This is a genomic window from Amycolatopsis azurea DSM 43854, assembly GCF_001995215.1.
Classification (GTDB): domain Bacteria; phylum Actinomycetota; class Actinomycetes; order Mycobacteriales; family Pseudonocardiaceae; genus Amycolatopsis; species Amycolatopsis azurea.
Map to the genome: position 1 here is coordinate 218,452 of NZ_MUXN01000013.1, position 25,698 is coordinate 244,149.

Sequence of the window (25,698 nt, forward strand, 5' to 3'; positions counted from 1 at the left end):
CTACTCGGCGTCCAGCCCGTGTTCGATGGCGTAACGAGCGAGTTCGACCCGGTTGTGGAGCTGGAGTTTCCGCAGCGTCGACTGGACGTGGTTCTCCACCGTGCGATGCGAGAGCACGAGCTTCTCGGCGATCTGCCGCGCCGTCATCCCCTTCGCGACCAGGCGCAGGACGTCGGTCTCGCGTTCGGTCAGCCGCGGCGGCGCGGGCCCGTCGTCCGGGGCGTCGGCCATGCGGCGGTATTCGCCGAGGACGAGCCCGGCGAGCCCGGCGGTGAACACCGGATCCCCGGCGGCCGTCCGCTTGACCGCGTCCACCAGTTCGCTCGCCGAAGCCGATTTGACCAGGTATCCGGACGCTCCGGCCTTGACCGCTTCCAGGACGTCGCTGTGCTCGCCGCTCGCGGACAGCACCAGCACCTTGGTCGACGGCAGCTCCGAGGTGATCTCTCGGGTGGCGTCGACGCCGGACGTCTCGCCGAGGTTGAGATCCATCAGCACGACGTCCGGGGCGACCGTGCGCGCGATCCGCACCGCGGCGGGCGCGTCCGGCGCGGTGGCCCGCACGTCGAACCCGTGCTCGGCCAGGTCGCGGGCGACCCCGTCCCGCCACATCGGGTGGTCGTCGACCACCATCACCGAGATCTGAGGCGCGTCGGTCATCGCTTTCCCCTCGCCGCCACTGGAACCTTGACTTCCCATTCCGTGCCCTGGCCCGGCGCGGTGTCCAGGGCGACGCTTCCGCCCAGATCCCGCACGCGCCCCTTGATGGACTCCGCGATACCTAGATGTCCCTCGGCCGCCGCTCGTTCCAACACGCCCCGCTCGATTCCCGGGCCGTCGTCGCGGACGCTGACCACGACCTCGGTGCCGAGGTCCTCCAGCAGCACCCAGGCGCGCGCCTCGTCGCCCGCGTGCTTCTCGACGTTCAACAGCGCCTCGCGCGCCACCGCCACCAGTTCCGCGGTCACGTGCTCGGGCAGCTGCACCTCGCCCGCGGGCGTCGAGACCTGCACCGACGGCGTCGCGAGCAGCTGCAGCGCGGCCCGCAGGTCGGTGGTCCCGTTCTCGCTCGGATGCGTCGGCTCGGTGGTGACCAGCGCCCGCAGCGCGATCTCTTGCTCACCGGCCAGTTTCGCCAGCTCGGCGGCCTCCCCGCCGAATTCGGCGCCGCGTTTGCGCACCCGCGCGAGCACCTGGAGGACGCTGTCGTGGATCGAGCGGGCGAGCCGCTCCCGCTCGGCCGTCGCGGCCTCCATGCGCAACGCCCTGGTCAGCGCGTCCGCGGAGCGGCGGGCCATGGTCGCGGCCAGCCCGATCACGAACCCGCTCGCGGTCAGCAGGAAGCCGTCCCGCGCGACGTCGACGTCGAACCGCCAGCGCACCAGCCCGGTGACCACCGAGACCACCAGCCCGGCGAGCACCCCGCCGACCGCGCCGAACCGGGTCCCGGCCGCCGCGGGCGGGACCGCCGCCCACACCGTCGTGATGAGCGGGGTGTTGGCGTCGAACTGCGCGGTGGTCAGGATCCACGCCGACGTGAACATGAGGACGACGGTCAGCGCGAGATCGACGCCGACCAGCCAGGGCCAGCGGGTCGACGGCCGCGCGTAGAACAAGCTGCTGAGCACCGTCCACGCCGTCATCACGCCGAACGATGTCCACGCGAGCCACTTGTTCGCGTAGCCGTCGTAGTGGACGACGAACGAGCCCAGCGCGAAGAGCAGCGTCGTCACGCGAAGCACGATCACCCCGCGCCACAGCGGGGTGGCGGGGTCCCGCGTGCCGAGCGCCGAGACCGCTCGCCAGAGCGGGGTGTCCGTCATGACTTGGCTTCGGACTCTTTCTCTTCACCGCGATCGTTCGGCTGCGCCGCCTGATCGCGCAGGACGTCGATGTCCGCCGGGTCGGGATCGTGTTCGTGCAGCAGCGACCGGATGCCCGCGTTGAGCACGGCGAGCAGCGGCACCGACAGCAGCGCGCCGGCGATCCCGGCCGCGACGAGACCGGCGGTGATCGCGAGCACCACGGCGAGCGGGTGCAGCTTGACCGCGCGGCCCAGCAGGATCGGCTGGAGCACGTGGCTCTCCAGCTGCATGACGCCGATGACGATGGCCAGCACGATCAGCGCGCCGACGACGCCCTTCGTCACCAGCGCGATCAGCACCGCGACCGCGCCCGCGATCACGGCGCCGATGATCGGGATGAAGGCGCCGAGGAAGACCAGCGTCGCCAGCGGGATCACCAGCGGCACCCCGACGATCGCCAGCCCGATGCCGATGCCGACCGCGTCGACCACGGCCACCGCCGCCGTCGCGCGCACGTAGCTGACCAGCGACGCGAACCCGCGCCGCCCGGCGACGTCGATCCGGTTGCGCACCCGCCCCGGCACGCCGCGGCAGAGGAACGTCCAGATCTGGTCGCCGCCGGAGAGGAAGAAGATGAGGATGAACAGCGTCAGGATGAAGCCGGTGACGATCTCGCCGACCGTGCCCGCCGTGGTGAGCGCGGTGGTGGTGATCGACGCCTGGTTGTTCTGCAGGAAGCTGATCGCCTGGTTGATGAACTCCTGGATCTGCTCCTGACGCAGGTGCAGCGGCCCGTCGATGAGCCAGACCTTGATCTGGTTGAGGCTCTCCGTCAGCTGCTTCTGCAGTTCCGGCAGGCCGGAGGAGAACTGCGCGACGACGAACGTCAGCAGCCCGCCGAGGACCGCGAGCCCGGCGATCAGCACTATCCCGGCCGCCAGCCCGCGCGGGAACTTCAGCATCGTCAGCTTGGACACCGCGGGCGCGAGCAGCGCGGCGAGCAGCAGCGCGATCGACAGCGGGATCACGACCACCGACAGATAGCCGATCAGGAACACGATCACGTAGAGCGCGGCGATCACCACGATGAAACGCCACGACAGCGCCGCGCCGATCCGCAGGCCGCGGGGCACGAGGGTGGTGACGTCTTCGGTGGATTCCGAGAGGAACGGGTTCGACTGGTCGAATTCCGGCTTTTTCCGCTGGGGCTCGCTCACGCGCTCACCGTATCGGTCCGAGCCGGTGTTTCTTGAACATTCCGGGCGACGCGTACGCGTCGAATTAGCCCGATGCGACGCTTGACACACTGCCTGCCGGTCGACTCCGGAGTAACCCGGCCTCGCCAGGCTTGATCACTGATCGTGATTTCGGGCCACACTCTGTGTTCTTCACACGATCGTGCCATCAAGGCACTCCTGGCTCGCTTTGGCCCTCCGCCCTTTGCTTACCTCGGTCCCGCAACCGATGAACGGCATACCGACACGGCAGGAGACCGAGTGACGAACGCGGCGAAGAACGAGGGGCGGGGCGCGGCGCGCTTCGGCCGTCTCGCTTCGCGTGCGCTGTTCGTTCTCGGCGGCGCCGTCGCCGGATCCGCCGCCGCGTGGGCCGTTTCCGGCGCTTCCGCCGCCGCGGACATCGCCCCGGTGGTCTCCGCTCCCGACACGAGCGTCACCCCGGTCACCGACGCCACCACGGCCGGTCTGTCCGACGTTTCCCGTGGCGCCTCGAAGTTCACCGGCGACGTCGCCGGCGCGGTGTGCGGCGACCACCACCAGGACGCCACCACGTGGTCGATGCCGGACGGGTCCCAGTCGTCCCCGGCGAAGCGCCACTGCGGCGGTGAGATCCGCGCCGACGAGCACGAGGTCTCCACCCGCGTCAGCGACGCGGTCACCGACTTCGCGGACAGCTCCGTGGTCACCCCGGTCAAGCGGACCCTCGGCGCCGTCGAGCACATCGTGCGCAAGCCGCAGGACACCCGCCAGGTGCTGGACGAGACCTTCGCCCCGTCGCCCGACTTCGGCCGCAACGTCTGGGACCTCCTCGACCCGCACGGCCACGGCGACCTCGTGCCGGAGCTTCCGGTCGGCGGCGCTCCGGTCGACCCGAAGTCCCCGCTGGACACCATCGGCGCCGGTGACCAGGTCACCGACTTCGCCCAGCTGGCCACGACGCAGTTCCCCGCTTCTTCCGAGACCGTCCTCCCGATGCCCGCCCTCGTGCAGCAGCACGGCGCGTTCGACCAGGACGAGGACTCTCCTTCCCGTGACGGACACCGCGACTTCCCGCGTCCGCTCACCCCGGCGCCGCTTCCCGTCGCGCCGTCCATCCCGACTGTCCCCGGTGGCGGCAACGCCCCCGGTGGTCACCTCGACGGCCTGACCCACGGCGTTCCCGCCTGGCTCGTCGCCGCCGTCGAGCGTTCCCTGACCGGCTACACGCTGGCAGGCACGCGGTACATGCCGCTCACCCCGGGCTCCCAGCCCGGCGTCACTCCTGACTGAACACTTCCCTCCGCGGGGTAGCCGACGCGCCTCACGCCTCCCGATTCGGGCTTGGCTTCGCGTCCGCTCCTGATCCCCCGCGAAACGGCGGTGCGCTTTTGTGCGCCCGCAGCCAGTTCCACCCCCCTCTGGTGCCGCGAGATGGCACCTCCTCAAACCCGAAAGGGAACCCGAAATGAAGGAGAACTACCCCATGCAATCCTGGGCAAAGCGCGGACTCCAGACCGCGTTGGTCACGGGTGGGTTGTTGATGCTGGGCACCGGCATCGCGTCGGCTGACGAACAGGTCAACCCCGACACCCCTGCCTCCCCGCTCGACGCGAACGTCACCGTTCCCATCGAGATCGACAACAACGCCGTCGGCACGCCCCTCGGCCAGCTCGACGTCCCCGGCTACAAGGGTGAGGTCAGCACCAAGGCCGTCACCAAGCCGGCTTCCGACGCGATCGACGGCGTCACCTCGCCCGGCAGCAGCACCGACGGCATCGGCGGAGGGCTCCCCAGCCTCTCCGGCAAGAACGCCGTCCCCGCGCCGCTGGCCGCCAAGGACTCGGCCCGTCAGGTCAGCGGTGGGCTGACCGGTGGTGGGTTCACCACCACGGACGACATCCTCAAGGGCAACAAGGTCGTCGGTGACGTCGTCGTCCCGATCCAGATCGTCGACAACGCCATCGGCGTGATCGGCGACGCCGAGGTCGAGGGCGGCAGCCACGACCAGACCTGGTCGCACAACCAGGACGTCGAGACCACCGGTGAGGACTCCAGCCTCGCCGGGAACGTCGTGTCCCTCGACTGGGCGCTGCCCGTGCAGATCGCCGGCAACGCCGGTGGGCTCGCCGGCGGCACCGGCCGCGTGGTCGGCGGTTCCGCCAGCCAGAGCACCACCGAGACCGGCAACGTCACCACCGACGGCGAGGGCTCCGCCCTGTCCGGCAACGTGGTGGCCGGTCAGTTCGCCACCCCGGTCCAGGTCACCGGCAACGCCGCGTCCTGGATCATCGGCAACGCCAACAGCTCCGGCTACGAGGCCGAGACCGACGCCACCTCCGGCGGCTGGGTCGAGACCGACGGTGACGACAGCGCGCTGGGCGGCAACGTCGGCGCGGTGCCGATCGCCCTCCCGGTGAAGGTGAACGACAACGCGGCCGCCGCGCACGGTTCGCTCGCGAACTCGAACAGCAGCTCCGCGGCGGACGCGCAGGCCGGCGACACCACGCCCGGCTGGAGCAACGTCCCCAGCTACGTGCAGACCTCCGGCGAGGACTCGGCCGTCGCGGGTAACGCGATCGTGCCGCAGACCGCGGACGTCGCGAACGTCGGCGGCGTGGCCGCCAGCTGGGTCGGCCTGGCCAACACCGGCAAGGACGGCGGCACCAGCCACTCCAGCGTCGTCGACGCCGGTGGCTTCGTCAGCTCCGAGGGCGAAGGCTCCGCGGGCGGCGGCAACATCGTCGACCCGGCCGTGGCGGCCCCGGTCGAGGTGACCTGCATCGCGGGCACCTACATCGGCAACGTGTCCTCCACCTCGTGCGAGAACACCGTCGACGCGAACGCCGGCAACGGCAGCCACACCACGGGTGACGACTCCACTCTCGCGGGCAACGTCGTCAACACCCAGGCCGCGCTGGCCCCCGAGGTCTACGGCGTCGGTGGCTCGCACATCGGCCAGGCCGTCGCCGAGGCGACCGAGACCAAGACCGTGACCGCCGGCGGCTACGACGGCACCACGGGCAACGACTCGTCCGGCTCGGGCAACATCGTCCAGGTCCCGGCCGCGGTTCCGGCCGAGGTCTTCGGCGTGGGCGGCTCGTTCATCGGCCAGGGCTCCGGCTCGGCCGACGAGACCAAGGTCGTCTCCGGTGGCGGCGGCGGGAACACCGCCGACGACAACGGCTTCCTCAGCTCCAACCTGGGCACCGTGCCGGTTTCGCTGCCGGTGCAGGCCTTCGGGATCGGTGGCGCGTTCATCGGTCAGGGCCACGGCGGCGCGGACGGCGACACCACCTCGAACGCGGGCGGCGACGTCCACGCGACCGGTGACAACGGCGCCGGCTCGGGCAACCTGGTCTACGGCCCGGTCTCCCTGCCGGTCCAGGCGCACAACTTCGCCGCGGTGCTCGGCGGAATCGCGTCGGGCGAGGGCTCGAACCTGACCGACTCGTCGGCCGGTGGCGACGCCACCGCCAACGGTGACGAAGGCGCCCTGGCGGGCAACATCGTCCAGACCCCGGTCGGTGGCACCGTCCCGGTGACCGGCCTCGGCGCCGCTGCCGCGGGCATCGCCAAGGGCACCAGCGTGAACGACGTCATGTCGTCGGCCGGTGGCGACGCCACCACCACTGGTGACGAAGGCGCGGTCTCGGGCAACATCATCGGCGCGCAGGCGCTGCCGATCGTGCCCGTCACGCACGACGCGGTCGCGGCCGCCGGCATCGCCGACGCCGTCGGCTCCGACACCGTCGACGCCACCTCGGGTGGCGACGTCGAGACCTCGGGCACCGAAGGATCGCTCTCGGGCAACATCCTCGACATCCCGGTCGCGGCCGTTCCGGAGGTGTTCGGCGACGCCATCGCGGCGGCCGGCGGCGTCTCCGAGACCGACGCGGACAGCATGATCGACGGCCAGGCCGGCGGCGACAGCATCACCGACGGCAGTGGAGAGGCCCTGTCGGGCTTCAACCTCCACCACCCGCTGGTGTTCTCGGTTCCGCTGAACGAGCTCGAAATCCCGGTGCTGGCCATCGCGGACGAGAACTCGACCGACGACACCGAGATCAACGACGAGGAGTACACCCGCGCCTTCACCGACACGGTGGGCTCGGAGATGCCGATCGACGCGCTGCCCACGCTGCCCTTCGGCGCTCCCGCGCTGAACGGTGCCGGTGCGATGCCGTCCACCCCGGCGATCGGTGGCGCCCGCGCCGACGGTCCCCAGCTGGGTGGCCTGCAGGCCGGTCTGTCCGCCCTGAAGGGGCTGACGGCTCTCCCGACGCAGATGCCGAAGGCGGACCTGCCCGAGCTGCCCGGCACCCCGGCGCTGCCCGGTGTCCCGGCCCTGCCGAAGGCCCCGGCCCTGCCCGGTGACGCCGCTCGTGCGGACGCCCCCAAGGTCGCGCAGCTGCCGACCCTTCCGGCGCTGAACGGCCTGCCCACCCCGGGCACCCTGCCGGTGCAGCTCCCGACGGCCGGCGCCCTGCCGACCGCCGGCGCCCTGCCGGTGGCCCTCCCGACGGCCGGCACCCTGCCGACCGCGGGTGCGCTCCCGACGGCCGGCTCGCTGCCGGTGCAGCTGCCCACCGCGGGCACGCTGCCGGTCGTGAACAACACCCCGGCGATGCCGACCGCGCAGGTCCCGGCTCTGGCGAACGTCGACTCGTCGCCGCTGAGCATGTTCCAGCGTTTCATCGGCACCCTGACCGGCAAGAAGTTCCACACCATGTGAACCTGCCAGTCGGCTAGCGCCACTGAATGAACCGAAGCGGGCCCGGGAGTCACTCCCGGGCCCGCTTTGTGTCGCGTCCACCGGCTCGGCGAACGGGCCGGTCCGGGTGGTCGTGAGTGGCGATTCGATTTAGAGCCAAGCGTGTCGTCCACTCAGTCACGCGTGTCGTCCGTCTGATCACACGTGCCGTCCACTCAGTCACACGAAAGCCCCGGCTTGGCACAGTGGTCGTGAGTGGCGATTCGGGTTAGGGCGGACCGGTATTTACCTACCCACGCCTGACCTGCGCGAGGGTGGCGGTCGTGCCGGTCACGACCGGTGACAGACGACGTCACGGGGGAAGATTCCGGACGTTCAACGTCCCAAATCCTCCACACACGACCGCCGGCCACACCAATGGGTAGGTAGATACGAGTCCGCTAGAACCCGAATCGCCACACACGACAGAGTTCAGCTTCCCGGGGTGAACAGCGCGTCCTGGGCCGCGCCCATCGCGGTCAGCACCGCGCCTTCCAGCACCCCGCTCCCGCCGACGGTCCCCGCCCGCACCTCGGTCCGCAGCGGCGAGATCTCCGCGAGCCTGCCGCTGACCCTGGCCGCCAGCGCGTCGCCGCCCGCACGGCCGATCTCGCCGCCGAGCACGAGACAGCCCGGGTCGAGCACCGCGGTGACCGCGGCCGCGCCGATCGCGATCCGCTCCGCGACGATCTCCAGGAACTCTTCGGCGGCCGCGTCGATCGCGTACCCGATGGCCGCCGCGGCCGCTTCCGCGTTGTCGGCCGTCGATGCGGGAACGCCGTGCGCGCGGGCGAGTTCGCAGATCGCGGCGCTGCCCGCCAAGGTGTGGAAGCCGCCGTCGCAGTCGGTCGCAGTCGGGAGCCGGCCCGGTCCCAGCATCGGCAGGAACCCGATCTCGCCCGCGCCGCCCGACGCGCCCCGTCGCAGCGAACCGTCGAGGACGACGGCCGCGCCGACACCGAAGCCGAGCCACAGCAGGACGAAGGTGTCTCGGTCGCGGGCGGCGCCCAGCCGCTGTTCGGCGGCGGCCGCGAGGTTGACCTCGTTCTCCAGCAGCACCGGGACGCCCAGCCGTCGCCGGAGTTCGTCGACGAGTTTCCCGTGCCACGCGGGCAGTCCGCCGGCGGGCCGCAGACCGCCGGTCGCCGGGTCGACCAGACCGGGCGCGCCGACGGCGATCGTGTGCAGCGCGGTCGCGCCCGCCTCGGCGGTGGTGGCCTCCAGCAGGGCGATCGCGCGCTCGACGGCCACGTCCGTGTCGATGTCCAGGTCGAACGGGACCGAGGCCTCCGCCCGCGTCCGCCCCAGCAGGTCCGCGACCGAAACGGCCATGCCGTGCGTGCGGACGTCGAGACCGGCGAGGTACGCGCGGTCGGCGACGATGCCGTACAGCTTCGCGTTCGGCCCGCGGCGTTCCGCGCCCGCTTCGCCGACGATCTCGATCAGCCCGGCGTCCTGAAGCCGTTCGACCAGGTCGGCGACGGTCGGCCGGGAGAGCCCGGTCAACGTCTTGAGCTGGGTGGCCGTCAGCGAGCCCTCGCGTTGGAGCAGGTCGAGGGCGAGCCGGTCGTTGATGGCCCGCGCCGTGCTCGGGGAGGCGGACGGCATCCGGATGACACTCACCGTTGGATCCTCCCAGAATTAATTATCAGGTTCCCTTCCTGATAGTTTACGCTCACACCGTCGAGTCGTCTCATGGACCTTGGGGGCCCAGTGACCAACACAGTGGAAACCGTCGGCGCGCCGTCACGGCGAGTGCGGCAGGCGCGGGTCGCCATCGCCGCCGTCTTCGCCGTGCACGGCGCGGTGACCGGCAGTTTCGCCACCCGGATCCCGTGGATCCAGGAACACGCGGGGATCAGCGCGGGCCAGCTCGGCCTCGCGCTCGCCTTCCCCGCGATCGGTGCCTCGCTGACCATGCCGCTCGCCGCGCGGATCGGGCACCGCCTCGGCGGCAGGCTCGGGCTCCGGTTGCTGCTGGCGTACTGGACGCTGGCGCTGATCCTCCCGTCCCTGGCGGGAAACCTCTTCACCCTGTGCCTCGCGCTGTTCGTCATGGGCACCGCGGCGGGCACCTCGGACGTGCTGATGAACTCCCTCGGCGTCGACGTCGAGGCGAAGATGGGCAAGTCGGTCATGTCGGGGTTGCACGGCATGTGGACCACGGGCGCGCTCGTCGGTTCCGCGGCGGGCACGCTCGCCGCGCACGCGGCGCTGGACGCCCGGATCCACTTCGTGATCGCGTCCGCCGTGCTCACGGTCGCCGGCGCGCTCCTCTGCCAGGGCGTGTTCGACGTCCGCAGCGCGCCCGACGAGAATCCGCCGCCGAGGTTCACGTTGCCGCCGAAGGCGTCCGTGATCATCGGCGCGGTCGCGTTCTGCGCGGTCTTCGCCGAGGGCGCGAGCCTCGACTGGTCCGCCGTCTACCTGCGCGACGTCCTCGGCACCTCGCCGGGTATCGCCGCGGCGTCGACCACCGCGTTCACCTGCACGATGGCGGTGGCCCGCCTTTCGGGTGACGCGCTGGTCCGGCGCTTCGGCGCGGTCAAGACCGTCCGTGCCGGCGGCGCCTTCGCGACGGCCGGTGGGCTGCTGGTCGTCTTCGCCGCCCATCCGGTGATGGCGATGGCCGGGTTCGCGCTGATCGGGCTCGGCGTCTCCGTCGTGGTGCCGCTCGCGTTCGCGGCGGCCGGACGCAGCGGGCCGACGCCGAGCCAGTCGATCGCGGGCGTCGCGACCATCACCTACTCGTCGGGCCTCGTCGCTCCGTCGCTGATCGGCGGGATCGCCGACCTGACGTCGCTGACGGTCTCGTTCGGGGTGGTCACGCTGCTGGCGCTCGGCCTCGTGGCCGGAGCCGGGGTGCTCCGCTCGCGCTAGGAGAACTGGAGGGAACGCTTGGCGAGGCCGTGCCAATAACCATCGATCACGGTCTCGCCCTTCCCTTCCGAAGAACTGGCGCCGAGCGAGACGAACAGCGGTGCGAAGTGCTCGATCCTGGGGTGCGCGAGGGCCGCGGCGGGCGCCTTGCGCTGGAAGTCCAGCAACGCGTCGAGGTCGCCGTGGCGCAGGGTCTCCGCACCCCAGTGGTCGAATTCGCTCGACCACGACGGCGGCGTCCCGTCGGTGCCGTCGGTCTGACCCAGCGCGCTCAGGTTGTGGGTGAAGAAGCCGCTGCCGATGATCAGCACGCCTTCGTCGCGCAGCGGCGCGAGCTTCCGGCCGAGGTCGAACAGCTCTCGCGGGTCCAGCGACGGCATGGACACCTGGAGCACCGGGACGTCGGCGTCCGGGTACATCTCCACGAGCGGGACGTACGCGCCATGGTCTAGGCCGCGGTCGGGCGCGTCGTGGACCGGCGTCTGGGGCGAGCGGAGGAGTTTCCGCACCTTGTCCGCCAGCTCCGGAGCGCCGGGCGCGGCGTATTTCACCTGGTAGTAGTGCTCGGGGAAGCCCCAGAAGTCGTAGACCAGCGGCACCGTGGTGGTGGCACCGAGGGTCAACGGCGCCTCTTCCCAATGCGCGGAGACGACGAGGATCGCCTTCGGCTTTTCGAGGTCCGCCGACCAGCCGGCGAGCTGGCGGGTCCAGGTGGCGTCGTCGGCGAGCGGCGGCGCGCCGTGGCTGAGGTAAAGCACCGGGGTCATGTCAGCTCCAGGTGTTTGAACTTTCAACTACCAGGATAGACGACGTCGCCCGGTTCCGCGTTATTCCCGCGCGAGGTTCGCCGCCATCCGCTCCAGCACGCCGACCGTCGTCCGGTACTCGTCGTCGCTGATGCCTTCGGTCGCGCGCGAGCGAAAGGCGCCGACCTCGGCCTTCAGCCGGAGGTGCGCCTCCCGGCCGGCCTCCGTCAGGCCGCCGTCGTCGACCCAGCCACGATTTCGCAGGTCCGCGACGGTTTCCTGGCGTTCGCCGAACGGTGACAACGCTTCGTCGACCAGGGCGCCGCTGTCGATCGTGTTCAGTACCTGCCAGTGGCGCCGGGTCAGCCCTTCGGTGGCGAGGGTCTTCTCCAGGGACGATTCGAGGGCCTGGTGAAGGTGGGCGAACCAGAATCCGATGGGCTTCATGGATACTCCTTCATGTAGACGGCAACTACATGTAAAAGTACATGCACTTGGTGAGGATGGGTAATGGACGCCGTGGCCGACGTGGAACGCGCGATGATCGCCATCCGGCGGAGCCAGGCGAGGCGATCGCTGTCGAAACTCGCCCGCGACCGCGCCGAATCGATGCCCGACCAGGCGATTCAAGGGCTCCTCGACGCCGTCGAAGCGGCCGGGGAGAGCGGCGAACCGGGCACCGTGACCAGTCTCGCCGCGGCCCTGACCATCGACCAGCCGCGCGCGAGCCGTCTGGTCGCGCGGGCGGTCGAGGGCGGTTTCCTCCGGCGCGAAGCCGATCAGCGCGACGGCCGCCGCGCCGTCCTCGTGCTCACCGAACCCGGCCGCGCCGAGGTGGCGCGCATGCACGAGTTCCGCCGCTCGGTGTTCGCCGAGGCGATGGCGGACTGGCCGGACGAAGACCGTCGCGAGTTCGCCCGGCTGCTGACCTCGTTCGTCCGGAACTACGGCGCGCTCGGCGTGAAGTAGTTGACCAGGTTGCCGTCGGGGTCGCGGAACAGCAGGGACCGGTTCCCCCACGGCATCGTTGTCGGCTTCTGCACGATCTCGGCCAGGTCCGCCAGCCGCTCGTACTCCTTGTCGACGTCCTCGACCCGGAACTCGAGGATCGCGGTCCGGTTCGACTCGGGCACCGCGGCGGCCTCGCCGAACAAGGTCATCGTTTCGGCGCTGCCGATCGCCAAGGTGCACGACGGGCCGGCGATCTCCGCGAACCGCTCGGCGCGCCATCGCGCGTCGATGCCGGTCGCCTTCTCGTAGAACCCGGTGAGGCGGGCGACGTCGTGGGTGATCACGCGGACGGAAACGAACTGCATGGCTGGTCCTTTCGGTGCCGGAAAGCGGAACACCGGCCACGCTAGGAGCAATACCGGGCAGTATCCGCCCAGTATTCTGAGGGTGTGACCCGGCCCATCGCCCGCGTGCTCGCGTTGCTGGAAATCCTCCAGAGCGGCGGCACGCGCACCGTCGCCGAACTCGCGAGACGGCTCGACGTCGACGAGCGCACCGTCCGCCGGTATGCCGAGCACCTGCTCGACCTGGACATCCCGATCCGTTCGGTACGCGGCCGGTACGGCGGGTACCGCCTGGCCCCCGGCTACCGGATGCCGCCGCTGATGCTCACCGACGAAGAGGCTCTCGCCGTCCTGCTCGGCCTGGTCGCGGGACGGCGCGCCGGGCTGATCACCACGGCGGTCGCGGCTGCCGAGAGCGCGGTCGCGAAGGTCCGCCGAGTACTCCCAGAAGCGCTCGGCCGTCGGCTGGACGCGTTGCTGGAGACCGCCGACTTCACCGCGCCCGCCCGGCGAACCCTCTCGGCCGAGGCCGAGGTGCTGCTCACCGTCGCTGAGGCGGCGAGGGACCGGCGGCCGGTCGGGATCGCGTATCTCGCCGGGCACGGCAGTGCCAGCAAACGCGTGGTTCATCCGTACGGCGTCGTGGCGCACTCCGGACGCTGGTACCTGACCGGTTTCGACTCGGCCAGCGGCGAGGTGCGCACCTTCCGCGTCGACCGGATCTCCTCGGCCGAGGCGCGGGCCGGGACCTTCGAGCCGCCCGACGGCTTCGACCCGGCCGAACGCGTGCTGACCGCCTTGGCCGAGACACCGCACCGGCACGACGTCTCCGTACGGATCGAGGCGACGCCCGAGCAGGTGCGCGCCGTCTTCCCGCCGTCCGTGGCCGTCCTCGAACCGGACGGCGACGGGGTGCGTGCCCGGATCCGGGCCCAGCGGCTGGACTGGATCCCGCCGCTGCTCGCCGCGCTCGATCGGCCGTTCGTGATCGAGCGGCCCGGCGAGCTTCGTGACCTGGTCAGCGCACTGGCAGGGCGGCTGGCGGAGCGGGCTCGGGAAGGGTGAGCGCCGAATGCGCCGGCTGCACGGCGTCCTCCGGCATCGCCGAAAGTCCGCGCAACACGGCGTTGCGCCGCTCCAGTGCTTCGGGGGTGCTCGGGTGCATGGTCGAATTTCCCGCCGTGACCAGCGCCTGGTTCCGTTCGACGTACTCCCGGATGTTCCGTTCGTAGCCGTCGAACGCGGCCGTGTGGTCGGCCGTCATGGCCAGTTCGCGGGCCAGCATGTAGGCGCCGACCAGGGCGAGGCTCGATCCCTGCCCGGTGAGGAACGACGGCGCGTGCGCGGCGTCGCCGACCAGGACGACCCGGCCGCTGGACCAGCGCGGCATGCGGATCTGGCTGACGACGTCGAAGAACAGGTCGTCCGCGGCGCGCATGGTGTCGACCATGAGCGGGATGTGCCAGCCGTCCCCGGCGAAGACCGAGGCGACCAGGTCGCGCTGCGCGGCCGGATCCCGGAAGGCGTCGAAGGGCGGCTCGGGGCGGGCGAAGTTCAGGAAGCCGTGCACCGTGTCGCCGTCCCCGACGGCGTAGAGCGCCGCGGCCCGGCCGGGGACGGTCCAAAGGACGCCTTCATGGGAAAGCCCGAAGTCGTTTCGCATGGTGAAGCCCGCGAAGCAGTGGCCGATGTAGTGGTGGAACTGCTCTTCCGGCCCGAACACCAGGGCGCGGGTGTTCGAGTGCAGCCCGTCGGCGCCGACGACGAGGTCGAAGGTGCGCTCGATCCCGCTGCGGAAGCGCACGTCCACGCGGTCGGGGTGCTGGTCCAGCGCGGCGATCGAGTCGTTGAAGAGGAATTCGACGTCGTCGCGGATCTTGTCGTAGAGGACCGAAGTGAGGTCGCCGCGGGGTACCTCCAGGTCACGGGTCGCGACGCCGCCGTTGATCGAGTCGGGCCGGAGCGAGGTGATCCGCTCGCCGTCGGCGTCGAGGAAGGTGAGTCTTTGCGTGTTGATGTGCGCGGCCTGGAGCTGGGGAAGGACGCCCATCTGCCGGACGGCGTCCACCGCGGTGCCGCGGATGTCGATGGGGTAGCCGCCCCCGCGGACCGCGTCCGACTTCTCGACGACCGTGACGTCGAAGCCGTAGCGGTGCAGCCAGTAGGCGAGTGCCGGGCCCGCGATGCTGGCGCCGGAGATCAGGACGGTGCTCATGAGTGCTCCTTTGGATAGGTAACTTAGGTATCCTTATGGGCTCAGAGCAACTATATACCTAACTTAGGTATCTTTATGAGGTGTGATGGAAGACACAGGCGCGCCGGAGCTTGACCTGATGGCGGTGCTCCCCCGGCTCACCCAGCTCGGCACCGTGCTCAACCGCAGCCGGCTGGTCGAACGGGCGATGGAACGGGCCGAGATCACCCTCGACCGGCCCGCGATGACGGTGCTGGTCACGCTGCACACGGCCGACCGGCCGCTGCGGGTCGGGGAGATCGCCGAACGGATGAAGGTCGTCGGGCCGCATGTCACCCGGCACCTCAACGGGCTCGAACGGCAAGGGCTGGTCGTCCGGGTCGCGGACCCGGACGACCAGCGAGCGCGCCTGATCGAGCTGACGCCGGAGGGGAAAGCGATCCCCGACCGGTACCTGCGGACGATCCTCGGCTGGTTCGGCGACGCGATGACCGACTGGTCCGCGGAAGATCGCAAGACCTTCGGCAGCCTGCTCGACCGCTTCGTCGACGACCTCACCTCACGGCTGGCCGACCTCGACGACTAGGTCACTTGCCGCAGAACACCGTCTTGAGGAGCTTGTCCAGCAGCTCCGGGAACTTCGCGTCGGCGGCGACGGCCCCAGAGGTGATCGAGGCGGTCATCGTCTTGCTGCCGTCGGGAGTGCTGTACATCAGTGCCCCGTAGCCGTTGTTGCTGCCGTTGTGGCTGAGGACGACGCCGCCGCAGTCCGGACCCAGGTCCTTGGAGAACTGTCCGAGACCGTAGAGGCCGAAGAGGGCTTCGCTCCGCGGGTCCGTTTTACGCATCTCTGCCAGCAGCCACGTCGGCAGGATCTTGCCGCTTTGCAGGGCCGAGAAGTACGTCTGGAGGTCCTTGGTCGTCGAGATCATGTCCCCGGCGCTGGAGACCCAGGACGGGTTCTGGTGGGTGACGTCGAGAGTCTTCTGCTGACCGGCGTCCTCATAGGTGTAGTAGGCGTGGGCGTACGGCTTGGGCATCCCGGACCAGGCGCCCGGCGACAAGGTGTCCCGCAGCTTCAGCGGCCGCAGGATCCGCCGGTCCAGTTCGTCGGCGAAGGAGTGACCGGTGATCGCCTCGACCAGCAGCCTGGCCACCACGTAGTTGGTGTTGGAGTAGCTCCAGCCCGCGCCCGGCTCGAATCGGGGCGGCTTGGACAGCGCCAGCCGGACCAGCTCCTCCGGCTGGTAGGTGTGGAAGCGCTTGTCCACCCATTCCTGTCCCTGCCACGGGATCCCCGGCACGATCGTCCCGTCCGGGAAATATTCGCCGGTGTGGTTGAACAGCCCGCTGGTGTGCTGCAGCAGCATCCGCACGGTGATCCGCCGGTCGAAACCGAAGCGGGGCAGGACGCCCGCCACCGGGGTGTCGAGGCCGATCCGGCCGTCGGCCACCAGCTTCAGCACCAGAGTCGCGGTGAAGTTCTTCGACGTGCTGCCGACGCGGAAGTGTCCGTCGGTCGGCGGTTTGGCGGTCCCGCCCAGCTCGCGCACCCCGGCGCTGCCGGTCCATTCGCCCCGCTCGTCACGGACGCGCAGCTGCATCCCGGCGAACCCGGCGTCGACGACCTCTTGGGCGGCCCGCTGCAGGTCCGGACGGTCCTGTCCGGCGGCCGAGGCCGTCGGCACGGCCACCCCGGTCAGGACCGCGGCCGCCAGTGCGGTGACCCCGGCCCGGCGGACGATGTTCTTGGTACCCCTCAGTGAAGTGTTCATGGCGACTACGTTCGCGAACCCCGCTGACACGAGGCAGTCACGCCGCTGACATGGGAGCCTCGATCATGGGCGAGTTCAGGTACGAGCGGGATCTGGTGCGGGCGTTGCTGCGGGACCAGCATCCGGATCTGGCGGAGCTGGAGCTCCGCGACGTCGAAGGTGGCTGGGACAACCAGCAATGGCGCCTCGGGCCGGAGCTGGCCGTGCGCCTGCCGCGCACCGAGCGCGCCCCGGCTCTGCTGCGCACCGAGCAGAAGTGGCTGCCCGTGCTGGCCGGTCGCCTGCCGTTGCCGACGCCCGTCCCGGTGCGCGTCGGCGAACCTTCCGACCTGTTCGAGCACACCTGGACGATCACGCGCTGGGTCGACGGCGAGCCGGCGGACCGCGCGCCGATCACCCGCGCCGACGCGGCCGGGACTCTCGCGGGTTTCCTCGGCGCGCTGCACTCGCGGGCGCCCGGGGACGCGCCGGTCAGCTCGAACCGCGGCCTCCCGCTTGCCGCGCTGGGCGACGGGTTCGGCGGTTCGCTGGAAGCGGTCGCCGACGAGGTGGACACCGACCAGGCCAGGGAGAGCTGGGAGAAGGCCGTCGCGGCGCCCGCGTGGAACGGGCCGCCGATCTGGCTGCACGGCGACCTGCATCCCGCGAACGTGATCGTGCGGGAAGGGACCCTTTCCGGGGTGATCGACTTCGGCGACCTGTGCTCGGGCGACCCCGCGACCGATCTGTCGGCCGCCTGGATCCTGCTGCCCGACGGCGCGGCGAGCCGTTTCTTCGACGCCTACGAGGTCGCGGACGAGGCGACCATCGCGCGGGCTCGCGGCTGGGCCGTCCTGCGCGCGTTGAACCTGATCGCCATCGGGCGCAACGGCAGGCTCGGGCTCCCGGGCGGCAAACCGACCTGGGAACCGGCGGGCCGGGCCGCGCTGGAGCGCGCGTCAGCGTGAGAAGCGGGCTTCGATGCCGTCGAGCAGGCAGTCGAGCCCGATCCGGAAGGTCTCGTCGGCGTCGAGGTGGACGGCGTCGTGCACCACCTTGGCCAGCGCCGGGAGCTTGCCGGTGGCGAAGGAGCGCATCAGGTAGGGCCCGAGCTCGGCCTGCCAGCGCTCCTGGTCCATCCCGGTGGCCCGCTCCGCCCGCCGTTCGGCGATCTCCCGCCGCACCGCGCCGATCGTGTACGCGTTGACCGCGGAGACCACCGGCATGACCGCGTCCACGCCGAGCTCGTCCAGCGCGGACATCACGGCCTCCGAGGTGGCCAGCGCCTCCGGTCCGAGCTGGGGACGGCCGCCCAGGAGGTCGGCGAGCCATTCGTGCCGCCGAACGGCGCGCCGCATGGCTTCGGCCAGCGACCGCAGGACTTCCCGCGGGCCGTCCCCGGAAGGCCGGATCTCGGCGTGGGCGGCGTCGACCATGAGGTCGAGCAGCTCCTCCTTGCTGTCGATGTAGCCGTACAGCCGCATCGGGCCGACGTCCAGCGCGGCCGCGACCTTGCGCAGCGACACCGCTTCCAGGCCGTCCGCGTCGGCCAGCCGGATCGCCGCCCGCACGATCAGCTCCCGGCTCAGCGGGGCCAGCGCCGGTCGGCTCGGCGGCTCCGGCCTTTCCCACAGCAACATGCGGTGACAATACAACGCATCGCGCGATACAGTGTATTGACCAATACACTGTATCGACCGAGGGGTGACCATGACCATCGCCATCATCGGAGCGGGCCTCGGCGGCCTGGCTCTCGCCCGGGTTCTGCACGTCAACGGCATCGAGTCCGTCGTCCACGAACGTGAAGCGGCACGCGACGCGCGCGGCCAGGGCGGCATGCTCGACATCCATTCCGGTCAGCCGGCGCTGCGCGAGGCCGGTCTGATCGACGGGTTCCACGCCATCGCTCGAGGTGAGGGCCAGGACATGAAGCTTCTGGAGCCCGACGGCACGCTGCTGCTGGAGGAGGACACACCCGACGACGCGCCGCTCTTGCGGCCCGAGGTCGACCGCGCCGACCTGCGCGACCTGCTGCTGGACTCCCTCCCCGAGGGCACGGTGCGCTGGGGGCGGGCGTACGAGTCCGCGGAAAACGGTGTGGTCCGTTTCGCGGACGGCGGCAGTGCGACGTACGACCTGCTGGTCGGCGCCGACGGCGCGAACTCCCGGGTCCGCGCATTGCTCACCGACGCCCGTCCGGCGCATCTCGGCCAGAACTACGTCGAGATCGGCATCCCCGACATCGACCGCACGCACCCGGACCTCGCGGCGATGGTCGGCCGGGGCACCTACTGGGTGCTCGGCGACGGAAAGTCCCTGGCGGCGCAGCGCAACGGCGACGGCCGCGTCCGCATCGGCGTCAGCTTCCACCACACCGCCGAGGACTGGTTCGAAACCAGCGGGATCCCGTTCGGCGACCCGGCCGCCGCCCGGGCGCGGCTGATCGAACTGCTCCCGGGCTGGGACGCGCGGATCCTCGCGCTGATCGAGGCCTGTGACGACACGGTCGTGCCGCGGTCGGTCCACACCCTCCCGATCGGCCTGACCTGGGAGTCCGCGCCGGACGTCACGCTGCTCGGCGATGCCGCGCATCTGATGCCACCGACCGGCGAGGGTGCCAACATGGCGCTGCTCGACGGCGCCCGGCTCGGCCTCGAGCTGGCCGCGCACCCGGACGACTTCCCCACGGCCGTCAAGGCGTACGAACGCGAGATGTTCGAACGCACCGGCGCCGCCGCGCGGATGTCCGCGCGGGTCCAGGAACTCCTGACGGCACCGGACGCCGCCCGGAAGATGCTCGCGTTCTTCCAGCCGGACTGAGGCGGGTCACCCGGTCAGGCAGTGCTGCAGGCGAGCCCCAGGATCTGGACGTCGACCATGCCCGCCCGCAGCGCGGCGTCCGGCGTGCCGAGCAGGCCGGCGATCCGGCCGGTGATCTCCCGGTCGATGAATTCGCGCAGCAGCGCCTCGGACTTCGGGTCGGTGGGCGCCGACCTCGTCAGCATGACCAGCGGTGGGCGATCGGACTTGTCGAGGTTCTCCAGCAGCGTCCGGACGACGCGCTCGCCGAGGGTGCCGAGGTCGCCGTCGAAGAGTGACTCGATGGCGGGCGGGACGTCCTCGGACAGGTCGATCACGGCGCTGAACAGGCCCTGTTTGGTGCCGAAGAAGTAGAACACCATCGCCGGGTCGACCTCCGCCGCGGCGGCGATCGCGCGCACGGTCGTGCCGCTGTACCCGTTCCGGTCGAACAGTTCGCGGGCGACCTGGAGGACCCGCTGCTTGCTCTCCGCGCCGGACCGCCAGCGGCCCGGACGACGGTGTTCGTCGTGCTCTGTCATGGCCTCCGGAGCTTCATCGGGTGATGAAGAAAGGGGTGGGGGCGATGGGGCTCGACATGCTGACGCGGAAGTCGTTGTCGTTGTTCAGCGCGGTGGGCGGCTGGCGCACGGTCGCCGAGGGTGTCGCGTCGCGAGCGCTGTTCCTGGTCGCGTACCTGGCGACCGCAAGGTCTGGCAGCCGGCGATCGGGCTGGTCGTGGTCGGCGTGTCCGCACTGCTCGCCGGGAGTTCCGGGCAGGCCGCCGACTTCTACCTGACCGTGGTCGTCACGCAGACCGGCGGCGGGGTGCTGTTCCTGCTGTCCATGCTGGTGCGCCGTCCGGTCGTCGGGGTGGTGTTGGGCATCGTGCGCGGCGAACGCCTCGCCTGGCGGCTCGACCGCCCACGGCGTCGGCGCTATTACCTGTGTACGGCGGTCTTCCTGGCGAAGTTCGCGATCGCCGCAGCGGTGCTGCTGCCGCTCTACCTGACCGAAGCGGTCGTCCCGCTCGGCATCGCCGCCACGCATCTGGGCGGGGCGCCCGCGGCGGGCGTCTGCGTCTACCTGTGCTGGCGGATCCTGCGCGAGCGACCGGTGGCGTAAGCTGTGAACGAAAAACCATTCTGTTCATAGGTACGCAGGAGCAGGGATGCCGACTCCGTTCACCGCCGAGGACCGTGCCCGGATCACCGAGCTGCTCGTGGACGCCGGACGTGGCCTGTTCGCCGCCCAAGGCCTGCGCAAGACCTCCTTGGACGACCTCGTCGCTCCCGCCGGGATCGCCAAAAGCAGCTTCTACGCCTTCTTCGACTCCAAGGAGGCGCTGTACCTGGAGCTGATGCTGCGGCAGGCTCCGCGGCTGCACGAACACCTGGCCGAGGTGCTGGACGAGGCCGAAACCGCGCGTGCCGCGCTCGGCGGTTTCCTGCGCGCCACCGTGCGGATGCTGGACGAAAACCCGCTCTATCGACGACTCGTCACCCATCCCGAGGAGATGCGGGCGGTGGCCCGGCGCATGGGCCCCGACGAGATGGCCAGGGCGGAGCGGATGCTGCCGCTGCCCGGGTTCCTGGAGGCGGCCAGGCGCAAGGGGCAGCTCATCGAGGTCGACGACGACGAACTGCTCGGGGTGCTCCAGTCCGTCTTGCTGCTGCCCCTGCATCGCCAGGACATCGGCGAGCAGCGCTATCCCGCCGTGCTCGACAGGCTCATCGACATCGTCGCGGCAGGACTGACCAAGGAGTGACCGTGCGCGAAGGGGTACTGGCCGGAGGCGCCGCCTACCTGGAATTCGGAACGGGACGCCCGCTCGTGGTCTTCCGCACGGTGCTGCCGGACTCGGGCAACCCCACGGGGGCCGCCCGGTGGGCGGAGACACGCTCCCTCAAGCCGCTGGCCGCGCGCTTCACCGTGCTGACGGTCGGCCGCCGTCCCGGACTCGAACCCGGCGTCACCATGGCGGATCTCGCCGCCCACCACGCCGAGGAACTGCGAGACCGGTTCGACGGTCCGGTGGACGTGCTCGGCCTGTCCACGGCCGGTTGCCTGGCGCTGCAGTTCGCCGCCGACCACCCCGGCTCGGTGCGACGGCTGGTGGTCGGCGCCGCGGGCGTCCGCCTCGGACCGGACGGCCGTCGCGTCCAACGCGAGTACGCGGACCTGCTGGCAGCCGGGCGACACCGCTCCGCGGCCATGGCGCTGGCGCCCACGGTCGCGGACTCCCGGCTCGGGCGGGCCTTGATGGCCGGGCTGCTGGGGCTGACCGCCGGCCGCCCGGCGGACCCGGGCGGCATGGTGGCCATGCTGCGGGCCGAGGACACCTTCGACATCGAAGACCGCCTCGGCGAGATCACCGCGCCCACGCTGGTGATCGCCGGTGGACGGGACGCCCTCTACCCGCCCGGGCTCGCCGAACGAGCCGCGAGCGGAGTGCACCACGGCGACCTCAAGATCTACGAAGGGCGTCGGCACCACACCGTGATGACCGACCGCCGGTTCGCCGGGGACGTCATCGGCTTCCTCGGTGCCTGACTTTTGAGGAACGTTCGTTCTTGACTGATCGTTCCTCAAAAGTCTATCGTCGAGGCATGGGCAGACGGAGGGCGTTCGACGAGGACGAGGTGGTGCGCGCCGCCGTCGGGTTGTTCGGTGGCCGCGCGTACGACGGGGTGTCCGTCGACGACCTCGTCACCCACCTCGGCGTGCACCGCAACAGCCTGTACAAGACGTTCGGCAGCAAGCGGGGTCTCTACCTGGTCGCCCTGCGCCGCCACCTCGCCGACGACGTCCGCCCCTTGGCCGAAGCGCTCGCCGCGGCACCGGACGCCGCGACCGCGCTGCGGCTCGTCACGGCGGCCGACCTCGGCCTGCTGCTGCTCGCGGCCGTCGAACAGGCACCGGCCGACGAGGAGGTGGCCGCCGAGGTGGCCGCGGGGCTGGCCGCCGTCGACCAGGCGATCGCCGGCGCGCTCGGCATCCCCACCGCCCTGGCCGCCGCCCTCACGGCCGCCGCACTGGGGCTCCTCCTGCGCGGCGACCCCGACGGTGCCCGCTCCGCGCTGACCCGACGACTCGATCCCCTCGACTGACAAGGAAACCGACATGGCACTGGTCAACACCGACGGCGACGACCTCGTTGTCGTGATGGAAGGTCTCGACAAGCTCTGGGCGCTGAAGAGCCGCCTGACCATCCCGCTCGCCAACGTCCGCGGCGCGACCGCGGACCCCGGCATCGCCGCCGACCCCAAGGGAATCCGGGCGCCCGGTGCCCACGTGCCCGGCGTGATCACGGCGGGCACCTTCCACCTCGACGGCGAAAAGGTCTTCTGGGACGTCAAGGACCCGTCGAAGGCCGTCGTGATCGAACTCGCCGACGAGCGCTACTCCCGGCTGGTCCTCCAGGTCGACGACCCGCGCGCGACCGTAGCGCTGGTCCAGGACGCCCTGCGCGGAACGAAGTGAGCCTAGTCGTGTGACAGGTCGACGAAGCGGCTGTAGTGCAGCTGGTGCGCGACGGTGATCGTCGCCGTCGGACCGGCACGGTGCTTCGCGATGATCAGGTCCGCCTCGCCCGCGCGCGGGTCGTCCCGCTCCCAGGCGTCGGGCCGGTTGACCAGGATGACGAGGTCGGCGTCCTGCTCCAGCGAGCCGGACTCACGGAGGTCGGACAGCATCGGGCGTTTGTCGGTCCGCTGCTCGGGACCACGGTTCAGCTGGCTGATCGCGATCACCGGGACCTCGATCTCCTTGGCCAGCAGCTTCATCTGCCGCGAGAACTCCGAGACCTCCTGCTGCCGGGACTCGACGCGCTTGCCCGAGGTCATCAGCTGGAGGTAGTCGAGGACGACGAGCTTGAGGTCGTTCCGCTGCTTGAGCCGCCGGGCCTTCGCGCGGATCTCCATCATCGTCATGTTCGGCGAGTCGTCGACGAACAGCGGCGCCTCGGAGACCTCGCTCATCCGGCGCGCGAGCCGGGTCCAGTCGTCGTCGGACATCTTCCCACCGCGCATGTCCGCCAGGCGGATCCGTGCTTCGGCCGAGAGCATGCGCATGACGATCTCGGTCCTGCTCATTTCCAGCGAGAAGATCACGCTGGTCAGACCGTGTTTGATGGACGCCGAACGCGCGAAGTCCAGCCCGAGCGTCGAGTTGTGGGTCGGGACCATCGATCGTCCGGCCAGGTACAGATGGTCCGGCGCGTCGACTTCCACGCACCGCACCGGAACGGACGGTACGGGGCGGACGTCCACGATGTAGCGAAGGTGCGGGCGGACGCGGACATTGGTGAGCCGTTCCTTCTGCAGCAGGTGCTTGCGCTGCAGCCAGAAAACCCGGTCCTGGGTGGTGAAGCCGAGGATGTACTCAGTCGAGGTCTCCTCGCTGCGCCCCTTGACCCTCTTGGTCGTGAGCGCGCAGCGGTAACCGAGGCTGACGATCAGTTCCCGGGTCTGCTCGGCGAGCACTTTGCTCGTCACGGCGAACTGGACCGCGCCTGAATGGTTGACGGTGCCGTCGGTGTCGAGCAGCCCGGCCAGCAGCGCGCGGCGTTGTTCGACGGACGCCCGCAGGTAGTCCACGGGGATGTGCTTGTCGCCGAGTACGCCGAGCGTGCGAAGAATCGCCTGCACGCTGCCGTGCTCGTTGCGGCAGGCCTGGCAAAGCCGCATTCCCGTCGACGGGCGCCCGCAGTCGGGGCAGGTCGGAGCGGGCACCGGGGAGCTCTGGAAACGCACCTTGCCGCCGCAGGAACGGCCACACGTCCGCACTTGGGAGGTCTGGGGAAGGAACGGCTCCCCGCACACCTCGCAACTCCGGTATTCCACCGGGTCCGAGGGGACCAGCCGCAGGGTGTACGACATTTCGCCGCGCCGTTGCACCAGAAGCCCGGCTTCCGCCTCCAGGTAGCAGATGATCTCCGGGTCCGCCGTGGTGAAGCGCGCGCTGGCCGAGTGGCCGTCACCCAGCCAGGCTCCGAGCGCGTAGGGGTGGAGCGGGAGATCGCGCTCAGGCAGCTGCAGTGGAGCCGTGGTCCCGATCGAGTGGTTGGCGCGCCGATCCGCGGTCTCGCACCGCACGGTGGCCGCCAGCTCTTCCGTCGTCCGTACCGCCGGACCGCTCGTCGAACGGCGGGACGCCCTCGTGTCGGTCAGCCACTGATGTTCCGCGTCCGCGAGGATCACCGTGCCGTCCGAGAACTCGACCTCGTAGCAAGGCCGGCCCGCCATGACCTCGGTCGCGGCGACCACGGTCGTCGGACGGCCGTTCGCGCCGATCAGCCGGTCGCCGGGCCGGACCTCGCCCATCGTCGTCCAGCCGTCGGGAGTGGCCAGCGGGGTGTCCAGCGCGAGCGCCTTCCCTACACCGGGACGCGCCGCGACGATGATCATCTGGCCGGGGTGCAGGCCGTTGGTCAGATCGTCGAAGTCGGCGAACCCGGTCGGGATGCCCTGCGACTGCCCACCACGCGACGCGATCGCGTCGATCTCGTCCATGGTCGGCTGGAGCAGCTCTTCCAGCGCGACGTAGTCCTCGCTGGTGCGCCGCTCGGTGACGTCGTAGATCGCGGCCTGCGCGCGGTCGACGACCTCGTCGATGTTCGCGCCGTCGGCCGCGGCCGCGCCGTAGCCGTACTGCACGATCCGCGTGCCCGCCTCGACCAGGCGCCGCAGGACGGCCTTTTCGGAGACGATCTCCGCGTAGTACCCGGCGTTCGCCGCCGTCGGCACCGTCGCGATCAGGGTGTGCAGGTACGGGGCGCCGCCGACGCGGCCGAGTTCGCCGCGGCGTTCCAGTTCGGCGGAGACGGTGATCGGGTCGGCGGGCTCGCCGCGCCCGTAGAGGTCGAGGACGACGTCGTAGATCGCCTGATGCGCGGGGCGGTAGAAGTCGTCGGGTCCGAGGGCTTCGATGACGTCGGCGACGGCGTCCTTCGACAGCAGCATGCCGCCGAGCACGGACTGCTCGGCCGCGATGTCCTGCGGCGGCTGGCGGTCGTACTCACCGCCGCGCGGACCGGGGTCGCTGGGACCCGGGTCGGACTCCGAGTACATCGGATTGCGGTCGTCGGTCAGCGCCACCGCTGCTGCCACCTCCTCAAGACATCGAACACGCGTTCGATTATGCCAGATTTTCCCCGGTCACTCCGCCTGCGCCCGCCGGCCGCCCTCCCCAGGCTCCCGGCGCTCCCCTGCGTCCACCTCCGGGCCGGACGAACGCCACTGTGCGTACCGGCCCGGC

26 protein-coding genes are annotated in these 25,698 nt (G+C 70.7%); 14 read left to right on the forward strand and 12 right to left on the reverse strand.

Annotated features, from left to right (window positions below):
• The 3 genes from B0293_RS18345 to B0293_RS18355 are packed head-to-tail and all read right to left on the reverse strand — an operon-like array spanning window position 1 to window position 3,022.
• Window positions 1–660 (reverse strand): response regulator, encoded by a 660-nt coding sequence (locus tag B0293_RS18345; protein WP_005154340.1) that lies wholly within the window; start codon window positions 658–660, stop codon window positions 1–3.
• Window positions 657–1,823, reverse strand: a complete 1,167-nt coding sequence (gene macS, locus B0293_RS18350; RefSeq protein WP_005154338.1) for a MacS family sensor histidine kinase — start codon at window positions 1,821–1,823, stop codon at window positions 657–659. Before macS ends, B0293_RS18345 begins: the two co-directional genes overlap by 4 nt.
• Entirely contained in the window at window positions 1,820–3,022 is a 1,203-nt protein-coding gene (locus B0293_RS18355; protein WP_005154337.1) for an AI-2E family transporter, read from the reverse strand. Before B0293_RS18355 ends, macS begins: the two co-directional genes overlap by 4 nt.
• Window positions 3,023–3,301: 279 nt before the next feature.
• Here B0293_RS18355 and B0293_RS18360 point away from each other — a divergent pair, with 279 nt between their 5' ends.
• On the forward strand, window positions 3,302–4,312 hold the full coding sequence (locus tag B0293_RS18360; RefSeq protein ID WP_005154336.1) for a hypothetical protein: 1,011 nt from the start codon (window positions 3,302–3,304) through the stop codon (window positions 4,310–4,312).
• A 193-nt stretch (window positions 4,313–4,505) separates the two neighbouring features.
• On the forward strand, window positions 4,506–7,754 hold the full coding sequence (locus B0293_RS18365; RefSeq protein ID WP_052014369.1) for a beta strand repeat-containing protein: 3,249 nt from the start codon (window positions 4,506–4,508) through the stop codon (window positions 7,752–7,754).
• Between the two features lie 450 nt (window positions 7,755–8,204).
• On the opposite strand, the gene B0293_RS18370 is transcribed toward B0293_RS18365, so the two are convergent.
• Window positions 8,205–9,395, reverse strand: coding sequence for an ROK family transcriptional regulator (locus B0293_RS18370; RefSeq protein WP_005154333.1), 1,191 nt, complete (start codon window positions 9,393–9,395; stop codon window positions 8,205–8,207).
• A gap of 90 nt (window positions 9,396–9,485) precedes the next feature.
• Between B0293_RS18370 and B0293_RS18375 the strand changes: the two genes are divergently transcribed.
• Window positions 9,486–10,652, forward strand: a complete 1,167-nt coding sequence (locus B0293_RS18375; protein ID WP_005154332.1) for an MFS transporter — start codon at window positions 9,486–9,488, stop codon at window positions 10,650–10,652.
• On the opposite strand, the gene B0293_RS18380 is transcribed toward B0293_RS18375, so the two are convergent.
• Window positions 10,649–11,419, reverse strand: a complete 771-nt coding sequence (locus B0293_RS18380) for a dioxygenase family protein (protein WP_005154331.1) — start codon at window positions 11,417–11,419, stop codon at window positions 10,649–10,651. The genes B0293_RS18375 and B0293_RS18380 overlap by 4 nt on opposite strands.
• Before the next feature lie 60 nt (window positions 11,420–11,479).
• Window positions 11,480–11,845, reverse strand: a complete 366-nt coding sequence (locus tag B0293_RS18385) for a hypothetical protein (protein WP_005154329.1) — start codon at window positions 11,843–11,845, stop codon at window positions 11,480–11,482.
• A gap of 63 nt (window positions 11,846–11,908) precedes the next feature.
• Between B0293_RS18385 and B0293_RS18390 the strand changes: the two genes are divergently transcribed.
• A complete protein-coding gene (locus tag B0293_RS18390) occupies window positions 11,909–12,367 on the forward strand; it encodes a MarR family winged helix-turn-helix transcriptional regulator (RefSeq protein ID WP_005154327.1) in 459 nt (152 codons plus the stop codon).
• Here the strand turns inward: B0293_RS18390 and B0293_RS18395 are convergent.
• On the reverse strand, window positions 12,343–12,714 hold the full coding sequence (locus tag B0293_RS18395) for a VOC family protein (RefSeq protein ID WP_005154326.1): 372 nt from the start codon (window positions 12,712–12,714) through the stop codon (window positions 12,343–12,345). The genes B0293_RS18390 and B0293_RS18395 overlap by 25 nt on opposite strands.
• Window positions 12,715–12,798: 84 nt before the next feature.
• On the opposite strand from B0293_RS18395, the gene B0293_RS18400 reads away from it, so the two are divergent.
• The gene (locus tag B0293_RS18400; protein ID WP_005154321.1) at window positions 12,799–13,758 is read left to right on the forward strand and encodes a helix-turn-helix transcriptional regulator; all 960 of its coding nucleotides are present in this window, start codon (window positions 12,799–12,801) and stop codon (window positions 13,756–13,758) included.
• Here the strand turns inward: B0293_RS18400 and B0293_RS18405 are convergent.
• Window positions 13,712–14,908, reverse strand: coding sequence for an FAD-dependent monooxygenase (locus B0293_RS18405; RefSeq protein ID WP_005154314.1), 1,197 nt, complete (start codon window positions 14,906–14,908; stop codon window positions 13,712–13,714). The two genes, B0293_RS18400 and B0293_RS18405, sit on opposite strands and share 47 nt — an antisense overlap.
• 85 nt (window positions 14,909–14,993) lie before the next feature.
• On the opposite strand from B0293_RS18405, the gene B0293_RS18410 reads away from it, so the two are divergent.
• A complete protein-coding gene (locus B0293_RS18410; protein WP_039916586.1) occupies window positions 14,994–15,473 on the forward strand; it encodes a MarR family winged helix-turn-helix transcriptional regulator in 480 nt (159 codons plus the stop codon).
• 1 nt (window position 15,474) lies between these two features.
• Here B0293_RS18410 and B0293_RS18415 read toward each other — a convergent pair whose 3' ends face one another.
• Complete coding sequence (locus tag B0293_RS18415; RefSeq protein ID WP_005154312.1) at window positions 15,475–16,662, reverse strand: serine hydrolase domain-containing protein; 1,188 nt, start codon at window positions 16,660–16,662, stop codon at window positions 15,475–15,477.
• Between the two features lie 65 nt (window positions 16,663–16,727).
• Between B0293_RS18415 and B0293_RS18420 the strand changes: the two genes are divergently transcribed.
• The gene (locus B0293_RS18420) at window positions 16,728–17,609 is read left to right on the forward strand and encodes an aminoglycoside phosphotransferase family protein (RefSeq protein ID WP_005154310.1); all 882 of its coding nucleotides are present in this window, start codon (window positions 16,728–16,730) and stop codon (window positions 17,607–17,609) included.
• On the opposite strand, the gene B0293_RS18425 is transcribed toward B0293_RS18420, so the two are convergent.
• A complete protein-coding gene (locus tag B0293_RS18425; protein ID WP_005154306.1) occupies window positions 17,601–18,281 on the reverse strand; it encodes a TetR/AcrR family transcriptional regulator in 681 nt (226 codons plus the stop codon). The genes B0293_RS18420 and B0293_RS18425 overlap by 9 nt on opposite strands.
• 70 nt (window positions 18,282–18,351) lie before the next feature.
• Between B0293_RS18425 and B0293_RS18430 the strand changes: the two genes are divergently transcribed.
• On the forward strand, window positions 18,352–19,461 hold the full coding sequence (locus B0293_RS18430) for an FAD-dependent oxidoreductase (protein WP_039916582.1): 1,110 nt from the start codon (window positions 18,352–18,354) through the stop codon (window positions 19,459–19,461).
• A gap of 14 nt (window positions 19,462–19,475) precedes the next feature.
• Here the strand turns inward: B0293_RS18430 and B0293_RS18435 are convergent, their stop codons facing one another.
• A complete protein-coding gene (locus B0293_RS18435) occupies window positions 19,476–19,982 on the reverse strand; it encodes a TetR/AcrR family transcriptional regulator (RefSeq protein WP_005154304.1) in 507 nt (168 codons plus the stop codon).
• A gap of 23 nt (window positions 19,983–20,005) precedes the next feature.
• Between B0293_RS18435 and B0293_RS44310 the strand changes: the two genes are divergently transcribed.
• From B0293_RS44310 to B0293_RS18460, 6 genes are read left to right on the forward strand one after another with little or no spacing between them, the layout of a single operon-like run.
• Entirely contained in the window at window positions 20,006–20,239 is a 234-nt protein-coding gene (locus tag B0293_RS44310; protein WP_245191901.1) for a hypothetical protein, read from the forward strand.
• On the forward strand, window positions 20,188–20,565 hold the full coding sequence (locus B0293_RS18440) for a DUF3159 domain-containing protein (protein WP_245191900.1): 378 nt from the start codon (window positions 20,188–20,190) through the stop codon (window positions 20,563–20,565). The genes B0293_RS44310 and B0293_RS18440 overlap by 52 nt, the downstream gene beginning before the upstream one ends.
• 46 nt (window positions 20,566–20,611) lie before the next feature.
• On the forward strand, window positions 20,612–21,208 hold the full coding sequence (locus tag B0293_RS18445; RefSeq protein WP_005154300.1) for a TetR/AcrR family transcriptional regulator: 597 nt from the start codon (window positions 20,612–20,614) through the stop codon (window positions 21,206–21,208).
• 2 nt (window positions 21,209–21,210) lie between these two features.
• Window positions 21,211–21,993, forward strand: coding sequence for an alpha/beta fold hydrolase (locus B0293_RS18450; protein WP_005154299.1), 783 nt, complete (start codon window positions 21,211–21,213; stop codon window positions 21,991–21,993).
• A gap of 56 nt (window positions 21,994–22,049) precedes the next feature.
• Window positions 22,050–22,550 carry a TetR/AcrR family transcriptional regulator gene (locus B0293_RS18455; protein WP_005154298.1) on the forward strand — a complete coding sequence of 167 codons (501 nt, stop codon included), beginning with the start codon at window positions 22,050–22,052 and terminating at the stop codon, window positions 22,548–22,550.
• A 13-nt stretch (window positions 22,551–22,563) separates the two neighbouring features.
• Complete coding sequence (locus B0293_RS18460) at window positions 22,564–22,923, forward strand: hypothetical protein (RefSeq protein WP_005154296.1); 360 nt, start codon at window positions 22,564–22,566, stop codon at window positions 22,921–22,923.
• A 2-nt stretch (window positions 22,924–22,925) separates the two neighbouring features.
• Here the strand turns inward: B0293_RS18460 and dnaB are convergent, their stop codons facing one another.
• A complete protein-coding gene (dnaB, locus tag B0293_RS18465) occupies window positions 22,926–25,538 on the reverse strand; it encodes a replicative DNA helicase (protein WP_005154291.1) in 2,613 nt (870 codons plus the stop codon).
• Window positions 25,539–25,698 lie beyond the last annotated feature (160 nt).

Bases quoted from the DNA above. Each gene is read 5' to 3' on its own strand.
- B0293_RS18345 (WP_005154340.1), bottom strand. From the start codon at position 660: ATGACCGACGCGCCTCAGATCTCGGTGATGGTGGTCGACGACCACCCG.
- macS (WP_005154338.1), bottom strand. From the start codon at position 1,823: ATGACGGACACCCCGCTCTGGCGAGCGGTCTCGGCGCTCGGCACGCGG.
- B0293_RS18365 (WP_052014369.1), top strand. From the start codon at position 4,506: ATGCAATCCTGGGCAAAGCGCGGACTCCAGACCGCGTTGGTCACGGGT.
- B0293_RS18380 (WP_005154331.1), bottom strand. From the start codon at position 11,419: ATGACCCCGGTGCTTTACCTCAGCCACGGCGCGCCGCCGCTCGCCGAC.
- B0293_RS18385 (WP_005154329.1), bottom strand. From the start codon at position 11,845: ATGAAGCCCATCGGATTCTGGTTCGCCCACCTTCACCAGGCCCTCGAA.
- B0293_RS18390 (WP_005154327.1), top strand. From the start codon at position 11,909: ATGGACGCCGTGGCCGACGTGGAACGCGCGATGATCGCCATCCGGCGG.
- B0293_RS18395 (WP_005154326.1), bottom strand. From the start codon at position 12,714: ATGCAGTTCGTTTCCGTCCGCGTGATCACCCACGACGTCGCCCGCCTC.
- B0293_RS18405 (WP_005154314.1), bottom strand. From the start codon at position 14,908: ATGAGCACCGTCCTGATCTCCGGCGCCAGCATCGCGGGCCCGGCACTC.
- B0293_RS18410 (WP_039916586.1), top strand. From the start codon at position 14,994: ATGGAAGACACAGGCGCGCCGGAGCTTGACCTGATGGCGGTGCTCCCC.
- B0293_RS18415 (WP_005154312.1), bottom strand. From the start codon at position 16,662: ATGAACACTTCACTGAGGGGTACCAAGAACATCGTCCGCCGGGCCGGG.
- B0293_RS18420 (WP_005154310.1), top strand. From the start codon at position 16,728: ATGGGCGAGTTCAGGTACGAGCGGGATCTGGTGCGGGCGTTGCTGCGG.
- B0293_RS18425 (WP_005154306.1), bottom strand. From the start codon at position 18,281: ATGTTGCTGTGGGAAAGGCCGGAGCCGCCGAGCCGACCGGCGCTGGCC.
- B0293_RS18430 (WP_039916582.1), top strand. From the start codon at position 18,352: ATGACCATCGCCATCATCGGAGCGGGCCTCGGCGGCCTGGCTCTCGCC.
- B0293_RS18435 (WP_005154304.1), bottom strand. From the start codon at position 19,982: ATGACAGAGCACGACGAACACCGTCGTCCGGGCCGCTGGCGGTCCGGC.
- B0293_RS44310 (WP_245191901.1), top strand. From the start codon at position 20,006: ATGAAGAAAGGGGTGGGGGCGATGGGGCTCGACATGCTGACGCGGAAG.
- B0293_RS18445 (WP_005154300.1), top strand. From the start codon at position 20,612: ATGCCGACTCCGTTCACCGCCGAGGACCGTGCCCGGATCACCGAGCTG.
- B0293_RS18455 (WP_005154298.1), top strand. From the start codon at position 22,050: ATGGGCAGACGGAGGGCGTTCGACGAGGACGAGGTGGTGCGCGCCGCC.
- B0293_RS18460 (WP_005154296.1), top strand. From the start codon at position 22,564: ATGGCACTGGTCAACACCGACGGCGACGACCTCGTTGTCGTGATGGAA.